12 protein-coding genes and 1 pseudogene are annotated in these 16,165 nt (G+C 58.1%); 9 read left to right on the forward strand and 4 right to left on the reverse strand.

The features are described from left to right. The first annotated feature begins 408 nt into the window (after window positions 1-408). The gene (locus NO931_RS14140; protein ID WP_256392996.1) at window positions 409-1,692 is read left to right on the forward strand and encodes a phage NrS-1 polymerase family protein; all 1,284 of its coding nucleotides are present in this window, start codon (window positions 409-411) and stop codon (window positions 1,690-1,692) included. A 119-nt stretch (window positions 1,693-1,811) separates the two neighbouring features. On the opposite strand, the gene NO931_RS14145 is transcribed toward NO931_RS14140, so the two are convergent. Beyond that, a complete protein-coding gene (locus NO931_RS14145; RefSeq protein WP_256392997.1) occupies window positions 1,812-2,201 on the reverse strand; it encodes a hypothetical protein in 390 nt (129 codons plus the stop codon). 197 nt (window positions 2,202-2,398) lie between these two features. Continuing rightward, complete coding sequence (locus NO931_RS14150; RefSeq protein WP_256392998.1) at window positions 2,399-5,737, reverse strand: hypothetical protein; 3,339 nt, start codon at window positions 5,735-5,737, stop codon at window positions 2,399-2,401. A 748-nt stretch (window positions 5,738-6,485) separates the two neighbouring features. Between NO931_RS14150 and NO931_RS14155 the strand changes: the two genes are divergently transcribed. The 6 genes from NO931_RS14155 (at window position 6,486) to NO931_RS14180 (ending at window position 11,864) form a co-directional block, all read left to right on the forward strand. After that, window positions 6,486-6,740, forward strand: a complete 255-nt coding sequence (locus NO931_RS14155) for a hypothetical protein (protein ID WP_256392999.1) — start codon at window positions 6,486-6,488, stop codon at window positions 6,738-6,740. A 246-nt stretch (window positions 6,741-6,986) separates the two neighbouring features. Continuing rightward, window positions 6,987-7,778 (forward strand): 2-oxo acid dehydrogenase subunit E2, encoded by a 792-nt coding sequence (locus NO931_RS14160; protein WP_256393000.1) that lies wholly within the window; start codon window positions 6,987-6,989, stop codon window positions 7,776-7,778. Between the two features lie 666 nt (window positions 7,779-8,444). Beyond that, window positions 8,445-8,699, forward strand: a complete 255-nt coding sequence (locus NO931_RS14165; RefSeq protein WP_256393001.1) for a HalOD1 output domain-containing protein — start codon at window positions 8,445-8,447, stop codon at window positions 8,697-8,699. Window positions 8,700-8,965: 266 nt separating this feature from the next. Continuing rightward, window positions 8,966-9,877, forward strand: coding sequence for a winged helix-turn-helix domain-containing protein (locus tag NO931_RS14170; RefSeq protein WP_256393002.1), 912 nt, complete (start codon window positions 8,966-8,968; stop codon window positions 9,875-9,877). 197 nt (window positions 9,878-10,074) lie between these two features. Continuing rightward, window positions 10,075-10,995 carry an ABC transporter ATP-binding protein gene (locus tag NO931_RS14175; RefSeq protein ID WP_256393003.1) on the forward strand — a complete coding sequence of 307 codons (921 nt, stop codon included), beginning with the start codon at window positions 10,075-10,077 and terminating at the stop codon, window positions 10,993-10,995. Next, entirely contained in the window at window positions 10,992-11,864 is an 873-nt protein-coding gene (locus tag NO931_RS14180; protein WP_256393004.1) for an ABC transporter permease, read from the forward strand. Before NO931_RS14175 ends, NO931_RS14180 begins: the two co-directional genes overlap by 4 nt. A gap of 90 nt (window positions 11,865-11,954) precedes the next feature. Here the strand turns inward: NO931_RS14180 and NO931_RS14185 are convergent, their stop codons facing one another. Then, window positions 11,955-13,715 carry a hypothetical protein gene (locus NO931_RS14185; protein WP_256393005.1) on the reverse strand — a complete coding sequence of 587 codons (1,761 nt, stop codon included), beginning with the start codon at window positions 13,713-13,715 and terminating at the stop codon, window positions 11,955-11,957. Between the two features lie 252 nt (window positions 13,716-13,967). Here NO931_RS14185 and NO931_RS14190 point away from each other — a divergent pair, with 252 nt between their 5' ends. Continuing rightward, the gene (locus NO931_RS14190) at window positions 13,968-14,852 is read left to right on the forward strand and encodes a type II CAAX endopeptidase family protein (RefSeq protein WP_256393006.1); all 885 of its coding nucleotides are present in this window, start codon (window positions 13,968-13,970) and stop codon (window positions 14,850-14,852) included. Window positions 14,853-15,037: 185 nt separating this feature from the next. Next, window positions 15,038-15,706: a DUF998 domain-containing protein gene (locus tag NO931_RS14195; RefSeq protein WP_256393007.1), complete on the forward strand. Its 669-nt coding sequence runs from the start codon at window positions 15,038-15,040 to the stop codon at window positions 15,704-15,706. 77 nt (window positions 15,707-15,783) lie between these two features. On the opposite strand, the pseudogene NO931_RS14200 reads toward NO931_RS14195, so the two are convergent. Then, a pseudogene (locus tag NO931_RS14200) lies at window positions 15,784-16,023 on the reverse strand (ribonuclease HI family protein); the annotation flags it as partial. Window positions 16,024-16,165: the final 142 nt, after the last annotated feature.

Raw genomic sequence — 16,165 nt, forward strand, 5'->3', positions numbered from 1 at the left:
TGCTGTGACGTACATCCCGCCGCAGTACTTCGGTTTTGGGATAACTACTGTTGTCCAAACGAGACAGCTGGCTGTTAGTAACTCTGAGAGAAATCAGCCGAGAGAGGCCTGAGAACGACGAATGACGAACTGACCACCAAATAGAAAGACTTCCGAAAGCCACCCCAGCCACCACAACCGCTACAGCACCACATAGACAGCCATTCTTCCGGGTAGGTCACGCCCTGTACGTCCCGCATAGCTGTCAACAAACGAGTTCGAAACCGGGGATTCTGCGGAATTCACGGGCAAAATGCGGTGTAGGTCTCAATATTGCCGCTGACAGGCGTCGCTTCGGGCGAGCTCACGCCCTGACCAAAGCGAAATAGCTATGCGGGATTCAGGCGCCTCTCAGGCAACTCTCTCGTAATGGCTACTGATACCCTTCCCGACCGCTCGGCACTCCCAACGGCGCTCACAGAGCGCGAGCAGTGGGTCTGCTGGCGTACCCAAGAACGCGGCGGCAAACAGACGAAAATCCCGGTCACTCCAGCGACTGGGCAGTTCGCCTCGGCCACCGATCCCTCGACGTGGACCTCATTCGAGAACGCCCGTGATGCCGCTCTCGACGGCGAACTGGCCGGGATTGGCTTCGTCTTCACCGATGATGATCCACTCGTCGGCGTCGACCTCGATGACTGTCGTGACCCAGACACCGACGCGCTCGACGCGTGGGCCGAAACGGTCGTCGAGATCCTCGAATCGTACACCGAAGTGAGCCCGTCCGGAACCGGACTCCACGTTCTCATCGAAGGAACACTTCCAGGCGACAGGAACCGACGCGGTGATCTCGAAGTGTACGAAACGGCGCGCTTTTTCACCGTCACTGGCGACCGGGTCGCGTCGACGCCGCCCGACGTACACCCGCGTTCCCACGGGCTAGACGTCGTGTATCGCGAGCATCTTTCCAGTGACACGACGGCAGAACCCGGAGATAACAGTGCTATCGAGGACGACTCCAGTGTGAGAGACGGGGACGCAACGTCGGAGTCAGACACCGGTCCACAATCTGAGAGCATACCGTCGACCACCGACGATTCAGCTGCTACTCCAACGGGCGGATCGTCTCCGCTCAGTGATGCAGAACTCCTTGAGAAGGCACGGGCCGCTGCGAACGGCGAGAAGTTCGATCGCCTGTTTCGTGGCGAGACGAGTGGGTACGAGAGCCACTCGGAAGCGGACTTCGCACTGTGTTCGATGCTTGCCTTCTGGAGCGGTGGTGATCAGGCACAGGTGGACCGACTCGTTCGACGATCAGGATTGATCCGGACGAAGTGGGACGAGGTCCACTTCCGCGACGGCGCCACCTACGGCGAAAAGACGGTCGAGCGTGCCATCGCCGGAACGACGGAGTACTATACTCCCAGAGGGACAGAACACTCCACAGATACCACCACACCTCTCGACGACGCCGACAATCAGATCGTTCTCACGGACGAACGACTGCAGCGGATCGAAGCACGTGAGCGAGTGCGATTGCGGACGATCGAACGCTTAGAAACCGAAGTCACGGAGCTCACCGCACAAACCGAACGCCTTGAAGCCCAAATCGCCGAGGAGCAAGCGCAGCGACGCCGGCTTGAACGCCAACGCGACGATGAATCGACTGGGCAGCACTCGCTCTGGAGGCGTTTCAAGCGCTATTTCAGTTGAATCAACCAGAATACGTGAGTGGCATGTGTTCGCAAGAGTTCGTGACACTCTGACTCTATTCAAACCTAATTAGTCAGATATACTTCTCGGTGAAATAGCCGTTAGATAGGTGTGCGTATCTAACAATTTGTGGAGTATCCCAGACCAACAGTAGGTGAACTCTCTAAAAATCGAAGCTCCACAGAGATAGACTCCTCAGCGTATTCTGGAAGGAACCATTCTTTCCAATCGTATCCGTCTATCTTCACCTGAATGGTAAACCGACCTTCGCGCTCTGGAAGGTCAGACCCTTTAATTTCAAATCCTCCTTGAGGCCCGATTTCATACGTCTCTTCGTAGACTATCTCTTCCGCGTCAGAGAGTCGTAGCTGTATCTCATGGCTTGTTTCGTATGTAGTCCATGCGAATATCTCGCAGATTCGTACTGACTTCTTTGATAAATCGAAGCAGCCGCTTCCCAAAAAGAGCGTGCTGGCCCCACAATACTGGAGAAGAGAACGGCGATTCATGGGTTCTATTCAATTATGAACCGTCAAATGTTTTCCCAATCCCAGGTGTCTATCTGTGAAGGATTTCACCTGTATTTACTAATCTACGCTAGAATCTATTAGCCATTGAGGGTCTCAATAGAGCCGACACCGCCTACGCGGACTTCTTCCGAGACGACCAATCGCACGTCCGGGGGACGGTTGAACACGAGGTGTCCCTACCCAAGCAACGAATCGCGGACGTACCGCAGCGTGTAGATCTCGCTCAATCCTGGCTCGTCGATCGTAAACGCTTGCGGGGGAGAGTTCCGACTGTAGGTCTTTTCGACGCGTGGCTCACCCTCCAGCGGGTCGTTGAGTATCTCGAGGATGTCGTGGGCATCGTCCCGCGTCGGGACGATCCAGATCGATTCCTCGGGATCGAGCGCCGCCATTTTGTCGAAGTCACTCGGAACGGCAGTGTGACGGTCGTTGTTGAGCCGCTCCGCTTCGAGCGTGACGACGACCTCGCCGTTCTCGTCGAGTCCAGCGGCGTCGAGGCGGTGCCCGTCGACTTCGTGATACACGACTGCTTCCGTGGCCTCGGACGCAGGATTCTGAACAAAGGCCGCTTCGATATAGTCTCGCCCGAGTATGACCATCGCGACGTGGAGACTCGATTCGCTCAAGTCGCCCTTGCCGTGTCCGTGTGCGACTCCCTCCTTATGGCCGATCTGGAGCTCGCTTCGGCCCTCCGAAGCGACCGTCAGGAGCTTGTGTGGGTGCGTACAGTCCTCTCTGAGAAGCCCATCGTCGAGCAACTGTTCGACCGCTTCCGTGTCGACACCGGCGTACTCTTGGAGTCGAACCATGCTGTCTCTCCTGATGTCGTACTCGAGATCGGGGTCGTACTGTTGCTGGTGGGCATTATAACAGATCTGCAGAAACGCGAGTTGGCGATCTGTATACGAAGACCGCTGGCGCTCTGCTTGTGAGAGCATCAAGTGAACGTCGGCGACCGGGACATCGTTTCGATCGACATCATCGAGGGTATGACAACACCCGATCGCGTGTCGAACACCGACGGCCGTCGGCTCGTAGCGTGCATCACACGCCCCACAGATGACCGCGTTCGCGTGCTCGTCGTACTCGATGACCGACGGGAACCGGCTGGTAAGCGGGAGCGCAGAATCGATTCTCGACGCCGTCGCCTCGGTCGTTGAGGTGTCCGACGATCGCTCGGTTGAGTGCGTCGGCGGCGTCGAGACGTCGAGCCCGCTGGTGAGTCGCGTCCGATCGAGACACACGTCGACAGCACCCTCGAACGCCACCGCAGTACTTCCAGACAATGGATCGGGACCTTCTGGATGACCAGCAGGCAACGGCATCGACTCGATCATGAACGGTCGCGGCTCCGGCGCGTTGAACTGCGCGGGGAGACTCACCAGCCACTGGCCGCGCTGGATCGCCCGGAGTCTCGCGCCGACTGTCGCTGGGTCCATATCGGTCGTCGCGATACGCGTCGCGAGATCTCGATCGACGGCGACGTTACCCGTGACGATCGTCGAGATGTTATTGAGAATTTCCGCGTAGGCGTCGCCCGTTGCACTCCGCAGTTGTGCGGGAAACTGCATCGCGAGCGTGACCGACAGCCCGAACGCGCGTGATTGGGCCAGCAACTCCGAGAGGAGCGACGAGGACGCGACGCTCGCTGCCTCCTCGATGTAGAGATTGACCAACGGGAGAGCAGTCTCGCCACCCGAATCGTGTGTCGTGTCCGCAACAGGATCATCAGAACTGCTCGTCGATCGCTCAGCGTGGGACCGAGCACGAATGGACTCGCCCGTCTCCTCGAGCGTTCGTCGGCGAAGTGCCGTCCACAACTGTGAAAGCAGCACGAGCGATAGCGCTCGTTGGCTCTCCGAGCGGAGGCCGCCGAGATCGAAAATGACGACGGCGTCTTCGTCGATGATCTCTCGGAAGTCGAACTGCCTGGTCTCGCCGGGAGCATCTCCGGCATCGGATTCATCCGTCGACACGTGATTGAACAACTGTCCGAGGCGATCGTCGATCGGGATTTTCTCGATCCGATTCGCGACCCCCTGCATCAGCTTGTCGAACGATCGCTGGGAGTTCGTGACGACGCCGCCGAGCATCGCCTGTAGCTCCGGGTCGCTCACCGGCGGGGCGTCCTGGCTGCTTCGCATGTGGGCGGCCGCCTCCTGAAACGTTCCGTGTGAGAACGCGTCCTGACCGTGAACCGGATCGAACTGCGCTTTCAGCAGGTAGCGGATGATGTCCGGCGATCTGACCGCCTGCTCGAAGCGGTCACGACCCATGATCCCCTCCAGAATCTCGATGTAGTGATCAACGATATCCTCGACCGCCGCAGTTCGGCTGATTCCGGCATCGAGTTGGTCGGTGATATCGAAAAACGACAGTGCAGGTAGCGTCTCGGCGCAGTCGAAATAGTAGACGTTCTTCAGCGTGCCGTAGGTCGCATAGTGGGCCCGGAGATACTCGAGTCCCATGCCATCTCCCTTTCGGTCGATGAGAATATCGGCGCCGTCGGTCGCCGCGTGATTTTCGAGAATTCCCGTGTTTATCACCGATGATTTGCCGGAGCCAGTCTTGCCGAACACGGCGACGTGTAATGGCTGCAGGCTCGGTGGCAGCGCAAGTGGGCTGTCATCAGCAGTTCCATCCTGCGTGAGCGGGTGACCGAGTGCAAAGCCATCACCCTGATACTGTGCGAGTTGTTCGGCTGGCGGTCTGGGCAGCGCGCTACGCTCTCCTGGCGTCTGTGCGAGTGCGCGCGATCCTGCGGCGGTGAGTGCGGGTCCATCAACGAGACAGAAACTCGGCGCCTCGTGTACGTCGGCGACGATCCCACGACTCGCCCTCGAATGCCACGGAAGCCGTGCCCGGAGCGTGCCGTGATCCGGTTGATACACTCGTCGTTCGAGTAGGTCATTCAAGCAGACCTCCGCTCTGGTGTCGTTCCCGCAGCGCCCCTCGATTTCGTAGGTCGTTCGATTCAGCTGTGACAACGCCGTCTCGAGAGTACGAACCGTCGTGTCTGCATCCGGGTCGTTTGCTGGTGTACTGGCGACGATTCGAGCGTTCACGACGAACGAGTGACGCGTGTCCTTGGCTCGCAGTTCTTCGAGACGGGCTTCATCGCTTGCCGGAAGCGAGACGTCCGTCTCCGGATCGGGCGGCCCGAACAGCGTATTCACCACTTGATCGCCCATCGTGTCGCTGTGGGCCTCGATATCGAGGACTCGTTCCTCCGCTTCGGTGCTCCAGTCGGGCTTTGGCGCCAAGAGCGCTTGGTAGGCGATCGGTCCCGGATGGGCCGTCATCGTCTCGACGACCGACGCCAGCGGGATTCGCGCGTGGTCGTCGGTCTGGAAGTGGTCGAACGGTGTGAGTTGTGTCTGCCAGTCCCTCGGCCGCACTGGCTCGCCCAGGAACTCGATGGCTGTCAGTGTGGCTTCATCACTGGCCTCTTTTGATTCACTCTCCTCGTGCAACGGCTCGCCCCTGATGATCGATTCGAGGCGTCCTGCCTCCATCTCGACGCGCTCGAGTTCGTAGCTATCGGGAAAGACGCCTCGGAGGATATCTTCGAGCGCCGACGTTGCCGATGGCTCGTCGACGCCAAACCAGTACGTAAGCGGGCGCTTGTCGGACCCATCGGCGAGAAGGAGACACTCGACCGTCGGTGCTGGCTTTGAAGCGGATAGTGTGCGGAGCCGCCCCAGCAAGCCGTGGTCATCATCCTCTGTGGTGAGTCTGTGCAGACGCTTGAACTGCGCCGGCGCGGAGTGTGGTTGCAGTGCTGTGTCGGTGGGTGTGACCTGGATGTACTCCCGAGGAGCGTCAGTTGTGAGTTGTTCGGGATCCTCGCTCGATTCTTCTGAACCAGTGTGTTCGAGGTAATCTGTGGGGCCCTCTTTGGTCGGCGAATCAGGCGCGTCTGTGTCCGAAAATGGTGTCTCGGACCTCGAATTCGTATTATCTGTCGTAGGCATGAGAGAGTGGCTATCGTCGGATCGTGGATTTGGCAGTATTCGTCGTCGCGACCCGGTATTGAGCAGGCTATCCTTGACCGAATGGCTAATAAATTGCAACTAAATCGTCGAGGTATATACTGTTTGACGACTATTACCGTCCGCTGATACTACGAGCCAAGCAAGCGTACACCAGCCTGTAAACCGCTCTTAGGGAAAATCAACGAGACAGTACCGTGCTTCACATACAGTGACGAAGTTCGATAGCGGCGTGACAACGTTTATCATTACCTGGTCATTCTCGATTACTATGCCCGAAGATCAAGCCGGTGCAAGACGCATATCGGCGTTTCCCACAGGGAGGTTTGAGGACAGCATCGTTACGGGCATTTTCGTCGCGCAGGGACTCCTCGGATTCGTGGGCGGCCTGATGGTCCTGTTCTGGATACTGGCCGTCGAAACCCACGGCTATGCAATAGACCACATTCCCCTGGTCGGTGCTGCGCTCATGTTGCTGGCGTACTCCATGAAATACCTGTACACCGTCGACGAAGGCGACGAATAGCGTGCAAGTTCGCGTACGGGGCGGTTCTTCTGCCACCTGCCCTGACAAACAGTATCATCCGGCAAACGCTCCAGTGTTCAGTTCACACACCTGACTAACGAATGCTTCTATCTATATCTCCACTGAAATAATCCTCCTGGCAAGAGTTCTATGACACCCTCCGCGGTTGTCTTCCAATCGCGTATCGACGGGGGGCCACCGTGGGTCGGTGCATACGGATTTGGTTCGTGCCGTGTATATGAGTCTATGGGCAATCAGGGCCCTGAACGCGAGCACGTGTCTTCACAACAGCAGTTGACGGGGGAGTATATGCGGATGGCGGGACATCGGAGTACCGTCCACGGACTCGTCGAGATCGACGTCACCGAGGCCAGAGAGCAACTCCGGACGATCAAGGAAGAAACCGGAACGAACCTCTCGTTTACAGCGTTCATCGTCTTCTGTTTGGCAACTACTCTGGAAGAACAGCCACAGGTCCACCGATACCACGACTGGCGGGGACGAATCCACGAGTTCGAGGACGTGGATGTGAACATTCTTGTCGAACAGGAGGGAGAGGGCGAGCGAATCGGTGTTCCCCACATCATCCGGACAGCGAATCGGCGGACAGTCCGGTCCATTCACGACGAAATTCGACGCGTCCAGTCAAACACCTCGACCACTCCCGAGACCGGAACCGCCGGACTCGCTCGTCGCCTGCCCGGATTCCTCCGCAGACAAATCTGGCGCCTCCCGCAGTGGTTCCCATCACGGTGGAAAGAGTTCGCTGGCACCGTCGCTGTCACCTCCGTCGGCATGTTCGGTACCGGAAATGGATGGGCCATCACTCCCACGAACTACACTCTTCAGCTCACTGTCGGCGGCATCGGAACCAAACCTCGTCTGATCGATGGTGAACTCCAGTCCCGTGAGTTCCTGAGCCTCACCGTCTCCTTCGATCATGACGTCGTGGACGGTGCCCCGGCCACGCGGTTCGTCCAGCGCCTCGGCGCACACATAGAAGCAGGTGCCGGTCTCGATGCTGTCGCCTCCGAGTGAGCCAAGAGGTCCTGAAACGGGCCGAGGATACTGGAGTTGTACAAGTGCAGTCGGCGTCGAAACACGGCGCTGTTGTGTACTTGAAATCACTGCTGAGCCCTCGAACAGCTTGAAAACCCCCGTCCCTCTCGACCGGTTGCAACTCGCTGTGCGCCTCGCTCGCTCCGTTCGCTTCGGTGCTTACCAGACGAGCCGCAACGCGTCTCGCCGGCTTTCGCTCACTGTGTTCGCGAAGACGTCGTTACACCGGGCCGAGCGCGCCGAAAGAGCACGCTCTTTCGAGCCTGTGATCGCGACGCTCGCACAGACGCCGGCCCCTTTCGATCCTACCCCGTGGAGAGGGTGGGCTACTGTCGGTCGTGTACGTCCCTTGTGTGCGCTCCGTCCGTCCACTCGCCGTTCCGCTCGGCCGGACTGTCGCTCGCACCGATCCGTCTGCGTCTATCGTACCCTGGAGGGACGCGTCGATGTCTCTGTCGTACTCGTCGTCGATGATCTCCAAGGCAGTTTCGTACGCTGGTCGATGGCGTCGTCCAACGGAGTTGCCGTCGACCCATTCGGCATCGATGCCACTGGTCTTCGTGAACGAGACCTCTTTTCCGACGATGGCTCCCTGAACGGGAGAATCAACGCACAGGTGATGACGATAGCACGCGTATCTCCGCCATGGACGTTTCTCACGACGCCGAGACGGTGGAGATCGATCTCGACATAGCGATCGACGTTCAGGTTCTTGAGCTAGTCGCTCAGGTGACCGGGCGACCCGTGTTGGAGTTACCGGCGCTCAATGACACCGTGGACTCGGAGGCGCTGGACGTCATCGTTCGAGGCGGGAGCGGGATCACTGCAGTGTTCGAGTACGCGGGCTGTCTGGCACATATCGACGATAAACAGATCACGGTCGAACCGGTCGTCGAGTAACTCAGGACGTCCAAGCGTTTCGTAGCCCTTGTGATCGCGCTCGCTCGGCAATTGTTCGGGTCGGCGCTTGTCCAACGCCTCTTTCTCGGTGAGTCATCTCACCGACATGGGTAGAAGCGAAGAACTACGCCGAGTTGGTGACCAAACAACCAGCCATCGTGAGATTCGCGCGGTGCGTTCAGCACTATTTTCAGCTCGAACAGAGAGGCGCTGACTCGATGATTCTTATCTTGGTAGGGCTCCAGATGGACGGTAGTGGACTACCCATGGTAGCGGATCAAAATGGTCAGATTGATCAGGAAGTGGTTGACGCGATCAGTTCGCTCGGAAACTCCCAACGACTGCAAATACTACTCGCGTTAGATGAGGTGGACCAAGAGCATCAGAAACCGTGGCACACGATGTCTTTTACTGAGCTCTACGATGCAGTAGATATCGACAGCTCCTCCCAGTTTTCCTATCACCTCGATAAGCTCGTCGGACAGTTCGTCAGCGAGACCTCTGATGGATACAGACTCACGTATAGTGGTTCAAAAATCGCTCGTGTGATCATCTCTGACGTCTACGATAGCACGTCAACGTTTGAGGACAGCGAGGTCTCTGGGGTCTGTCTCTTCTGTGCAGAACCGTCTCTTCTGGCGACGCTTGATGCCGAACAATTCCGCATTCGCTGCACCTCGTGTGATGCGATCCTCATAACCGATTTCTTTCCACAGAGCCAAACGCGCGAGCGGACCTCTGCAGAAGTCATCCAAAGCTTTGGCTACCGCATCTGGAGTATGTATATACAGCTACGGGGGAACGTCTGTCCGGAGTGTTTTGGCCGCGTCGATACGGTTGTTGACCTGTATCAACACGACGGGAAAGCAATCCACCTTCACGTTAGCTCCTGCCGTGAGTGTCAGCACATTATCAGCATCCCGATTGAAGTAGCGATTCTGTTTCACCCGGAGGCCCTCCATCTATTCTGGGAACACGATATTTCGGTACCGGATACTCCCTTGTGGGAGCTATTCGAGTACATGACTTCAGATACGATTACGACCACTATCGTCTCCGAGGATCCGTTTGAAGCCCACTTCGAGATCACACTGGATGATACGACACGTTGTTTCTCGATGGATGACACCAGGACAGTCACGCCGATACAGTGTAGCAACGTCCAATCTACTCAGTAGTTGTCTCTCCCCTTCTGGTGTGATCTCCCTTTGACCACCTTTTGAGATCTGCTGGGCGCCCTCAAACTTATTTGAGTTACATACTTGCCAATATGTCGAATATACAACAATACTTATCTCCCCCCGATGTATACGTGCCTCTATGACTCACTCCAGACTGGACCTGTACACAACTGCTCGCGGTTCGAGGTGGCAAAGTGGCTGCAATTAAAATCAAGGGGCTGACAAAACGGTTCGACGATGTCGTGGCCGTCGATGACCTCGATCTTGAGGTCAAGGAGGGAGAAATATTCGGGTTTCTCGGACCGAATGGCGCGGGGAAATCGACAACGATCGATATTCTGTTGGACTTTATCCGACCGACCGAAGGTACTGTGACCGTCCTCGGCCACGATGCGCAGAGTGAGGGAGAAACGGTCCGACGACGCATGGGTGTACTTCCAGACGCATATCACGTCTACGATCGACTCACTGGCCGCCAACATCTCGAATTTGTCTTGGAGATGAAGGAAGTTAATCAAGATCCGATGGCACTTCTCGAGCGAGTCCGCATCGCTGACGCCGCAGATCGAAAAGCAGGGGGCTACTCGAAGGGGATGCGCCAGCGACTCGTCCTCGCGATGGCTCTGGTCGGAGACCCCGATCTACTGGTCCTTGACGAACCGTCGACCGGATTGGATCCTAACGGAGCGCGAGAAATGCGTGAAATAATTCGAGAGGAGAACGCTCGTGGAACGACGGTGTTCTTTTCGAGTCACGTCATGGAACAAGTCGAAGCGGTTTGCGATCGGGTGGCAATTATCGACCAGGGGAAACTCGTTGCCGTGGATACAATTGACGGACTCCGCAACGCAACGGAGACGGGGGAAACCCTCTATATCTACGTCACCAACCTCAACGACGAGATTGTCGGACGAGTGTCTGAAATTGACGGGGTCGGGAACGCCTCAGTCCACGATGGTCGACTCCGTGTCACCGTCGATGGCGTTTCGAAGTTCGCCGTGTTGCACGCGATCGACGCTGACGTCGTTTCCATTCAGGACTTCTCGGTCGTCGAATCCTCTCTTGAGGATCTGTTCGTCCGATATACCACTGACGAACAGGAGGTGCGAGCATGACCTGGTTTACCGTTGCGAAGAAGGACTTCCGAGACGCCGTCCAGTCACGGGCGTTGTGGGCGCTTGTTACTGTGTTCGTCTTGTTCTCCGTGATCTCCGCGTACGCATACGTTGAAGTTCCCGAGATGTTTGGCGCTCCAGCAGGGGCAACGTTTGGCGGGCTGATCTTTTTCCTCGTTGGCGTTACTGGACTATTCGTCCCGCTCGCGGCCATCGTGGTCTGTTATAAATCCCTCGCCGGGGAGCGTGAACTGGGTAGTATCAAGCTGTTGCTCTCGTTACCGACGACTCGGTTGAACGTCTACGTTGGGAAGGTCGTCGGACGAGCGGCAGTACTCGCGTTCGGTCTGGGCGTCGGGCTCTTGATTGGACTCGGAGTCGGGTCCGTGCTGCTTGGCGCGGTTGATGTACTATCGGTGCTGATCTTCGTTCTCGTGACAATGGCCTTCGCAGCCATTTACGCCGGGATCATGGTGGGTCTCTCGGCTACAACTGGGTCTACGTCACGGGCGACGACACTGGCGCTTGGCTTCTTCGTTATCTTCGAACTGTTCTGGGATGTCGTACCGATGGGGATTCTCTACGTTGTCGAGGGATTTACCCTTCCAACCGAGCTCCCCGACTGGATATTTCTCGTTACCCAGGTGCCCCCATCTGCCGCGTATTTTTCGGCGATTGTCGCTCTGTTGCCCGATCTGGCAGACGCTGCGAACGCTGAGCCCGCACAGGCCGGCGCGGACGTTGGTGCATCGTCCGTTGCAGCCGACCCGTTTTATCTGTCCCCCGAGGTCGGCATTCTAATACTCGGCCTCTGGCTCATCATTCCGTTCGCCGTCGGGTACTACCGATTCAACAAATCTGATATGTGATCTGTCGGTAGCTGATCTCCCTCTATTTCAAAACACGCTCATCTAGAGCACTACCGGTGGAACAGGTCAAGGCGGTTCACTGCTCCTTATCTAATTAACCGATTTCGACAGCTCCGCGCCTGCTTTGAACTTCACGTCATTCGATGCGTCGGCAGCTCCTGCGAGATGGAGGACCGGTGCATCCAATGCTGTGACGACGCACGACGGAGACTCAGTACGATCATCATCGTCGCAATCGCCAGTATGCGTGGCGAGTGCTTCTCGCGATTGAACCCCCCAGCAGTAGATGTCTCCATCGTCTCTGCACACTGGATGGGCACCGGGAGGAAGGTAGTCCGCGTTCGCGTCGTACGGTGTCCTGAGTGTCATAGTCCCGTACGTGGTCCGCCCAGGCTTTCTCCGCCCCGTGACCCGTGACTTCAGATCGACACCTCCCTCCTCGACATCCGAGCGTGTGACTCTCGAGACGACGTTCGGACCGTCGCCGACGAGGAGCGTCGCAGTGTCCTCGTACAGTGCGCCATCGTCGATCAGCCACCCGCCGGCGTACAGGAGCTGGTCGTCGTGGAGAATCCGCCGCACGTACAACAACGCGGGCATCGGAGACGGGCACTCGGGCGGCTGCGCTGCCACGGGACAGACGAGCGTCGACGAGATAGTCGCCTCGCCGGTACTCCGTTCGTCGCCCCACGAGTCGAGTCGCTCCGGTGCCGTTGCGGATCCGTTCTCCGAGACGAACAGGGACGGCTCCGCTCCGTCGGCGTCGGGTGACGCCCCTGTAACGACGACGCCGCCCGACGTCTCGAACGCGACGACACCCCGTCGTATGTCTTTTTTGTCGATACCACGACCGTCGGCGGACTGCGCTCTGAGCGTCGCCGAGAGGAGGTCTCGACACGAGAGGTCTCGATGGACGGCGACGGTACCGTCGCTGTCGGCACATCCCTCGGCGTCGCGCTCGCCGGTGACGTACTCCAGGACCCGCTGGGGCGTGAGTTTGTCGGCCAGTGCGGGGCCGTCGCCCCGCACGCGGGCGTCGGGGAGGCTGACGACGAAGCGTTCGCCGATCGTGGGCTCCCCAGCGAGGTACTCATAGAGGGGCTCCGTTCCGTCTACGAGTCCATCGTCGTCGCTGTCGAGGTCGTCGAAGATGCGGTCGATATCGCCCTGGACGATGCGGCGGGCCTGCTGGATGGACTTCCTCGCGCTGTCCCACTCGCCTGCGTCCACGGCATCGATCGCATCCTGAGCGAGTCCCTTCCGTCCGTCGGCGTTCTCGTAGACTGTGGTGCAAGTCTCGGAGGGACAGCCTTCGAGTTCACTCCGAACCTTCGTAGTCGCGTTGATGAACGCATCAAGAGACACCTTCGCATCGTCGTTCGACCGGCTGTCAACTGCTTCGAGGGCAGCGTCGGCGTAGACCAATAGCGCCCGCTCGATATCGAGGACCGTCACGAGCGTCCCGATACCGTCGTCGTCAGAATCCTCGTCGTGGGGATCGGGCACCCAGATAGAGCTTGGTTTGTTCGAGCGTGAGGAGTTGTAGTCCTGTGCTTTCGTGGGCGTGCTGGTACTCCAGCCGTCGATCTCGATGTCTCGTGAGGCGGCCCGGATGGTTGGAGGGACGTATCGGACGTCGTCGGGGTCGCTTCGGTAAAGATTGATCATCTCACCAGCGTCACGACTGGTGAGGGATGAGGAGGAACCGGCGTAGAAGGCGGCTGGCGATGCCTCCGTGGTCCCGACGGCCTCGTCGCTGGCGCGGGCTACCAGTCCATCGAGTGCAGTACAGCCAGCGAGGCTCCCGAGTGCAAGAGCGCTACCCCCTGCGAGGACCGCTCGGCGCGTCATCAGAGGGGTACTGCCGGTGTCATCCGCAGCTTCAATATTCGTATGACGTTTTTTATCCATTAGTAAAATTATACGTCACGCACATATATAAGTTAGAAGAGTACTTTACCCGATATGGCCTGCTGAGTACGGAAAACGTGTCCAGCGATCGGAACATTTGGAGGGGGTGTCGTACTGGTTGACGTCCGTCTCTGTTCTCGTCCCCCGAGAAGCACCCTACCAATTCACGCTCGCATCCGGCGTACTGGTACTATGACTGGAGTGGATCCACAAAGAGGTGCGAAAAAGCGAGCAAACGACACCTCTGACGTTCTCGGACGCTGGTGGGTGTACCTTGCCGTCGCGGTAGCGGGGACGTGGGTTTTCTGGCTTCCAGCGGTTGTTCTCGGCGTACGGTTCGACAGCGCCGTGGGACTCGGGTTGCTCCTCGTCGGGCTCGCCATCCCTGGCGTGTCCGGTATCGGTTTCGTATACCTCTATTATGACGACCCCGGGCGGACTGACTTCTGGAATCGCGTCACCCAGCCGCGACGGTTTGGACTCCGTTGGCTTACCGTGATTCTGTTGGTGCCCCTGGGAATCGGCGTTTTCGCCGGCGTCGTGGATCTACTCCTCGGTGGAACCGGGCCATCGTGGGGGGAAGCTGTGACCCAATTCGGTACAAACCCTCTCGCCGTACTCCCCACGTTGTTCTTTGCGACTCTACCACCGATTCTCGAAGAGTTAGGATGGCGAGGGTATGCACTGGACCGGCTGCAACTGCAGTGGTCGGCGTTGAGTGCGAGCGTGATTCTGGGCGTCGTCTGGGCACTCTGGCATCTCCCCTTGTTCTTTATTCAGGGGTCGTATCAACACGACGCGGTCGGATTTGGGACCACAGGATTCTGGCTGTTTATGGCCGGCATCGTAGCGCTCTCTGTCGCGTTCACGTGGATCTACAACAGTACGAACCGCAGCATCCTCGGCATCATCATCCTACACGGGTGGGTGAATTTCACTGCTGAAATCATCGTCGTGCCGGACCTCGTGTACTATGCCCTCTGGTTCGTACTCGCTGGAGCGATCGTCGCAATCTGGGGAGCAACGACCATGACGGCTGCTGACGAGGTGCCTCACCCACCGCACCCGGCCACCTGATACAGATACGAGCGCAATCTCCCGTCTTTAGGCAGGGGCAAGCAGACAATAGCCCACACTCCCACCGACGACGCTACGGCTTGGTTTCCGACAGGTCTATCGAATACAAGGCACCGTCAGCAGAGATGCACTCATCTCACCCCCGCATAGTCTTATCTCCAGACCAGCAGTACGTCTAATTGTCCATGAGTGATTCTCCCCCTAGCGACACTCCGGCACGACCCGGGTCTTCAGGATTGTCGATCGCGGGATTCAGTATGGTGTTGTCCGGATTCGTTGCGTTCATGGGGATCATCACGGCAGAAGTCCTCTACCCGAACTATTCGACGAGACAGGACATCAGTGACCTCGGCTCGACGCGACCACCAGATCCGATCATCCACGAGCCTTCCGCAACGATCTTCAATAGTACGATGCTGTTGACGGGGGCGCTTGTGCTGGTTGCAGCCTATTTCGTCTATCGCACCGTGGATCGGCGTGGCTTCCCCGTCGCACTCGCTATTTTTGGAGCCAGCATTTTCGGCGTCGGCGTGTTCCCGGGCAACGTGACGCCGTGGCACGGGTTGTTCGCACTTCTCACCTTCTTTACTGGCGGGATCACAGCGATCCTCTCTTCGCGGGTTGTCTCCAGACCATTCTCCGTTCTTTGTGGCCTCTTTGGTGGAATCTCCCTTCTCGTCCTCGTGAGCGTCTTCTTCTATGGGCTCGTTATCCGTGGCCCGCATCCGCTGGCGTTTCTTGGTAGCGGGGGAATCGAGCGCTGGGTCGTCTATCCACTCGTTCTTTGGATCCTCGCCTTTGGTGGCTACCTGTTGGGAACCGCTGATACAACCCTGCGTCGTTCTACTCAGTGAACGATACGCGCCTTGTATTCGAGCGTGGTTTCTAGTAGTATCTGAGAATATCGACGGAGCCGAGATATCGAATTGGAAGGGCGGGCGAGCCCCGACTTCAGCAGGTATTCGAGCGCACGACGCAGCTCGTCCTGGGTGGTTGCGGGGTCGAAGAGGCCGCCGTAGCCGGGGACGGCGTCATTGATGTCGTCGGTGGCGGTCGTCATCTCGTCGCCGACGTCCGCGAATACCTCGTCGACGAGCGTGGCGAGCGACGAGAGGTGTTCTGCCGGAAGTGGGTCGTCGCCCGTGCCACTTTCACCTTCGAGCTTCGACATCGGGCCCTCATACCCTCGCTCCGGGATGGGCTCGTTGGCTGGTCACACCACTGCATACAGGTCCTCGGTGGTCAAGCGGGATAATCTCTTCAGGTGGGCCGTTCTGAATCAGTCGGGCCGTGGGAGCCTCAGCGACTGCTAC

This window comes from Natronoarchaeum rubrum, from assembly GCF_024494695.1.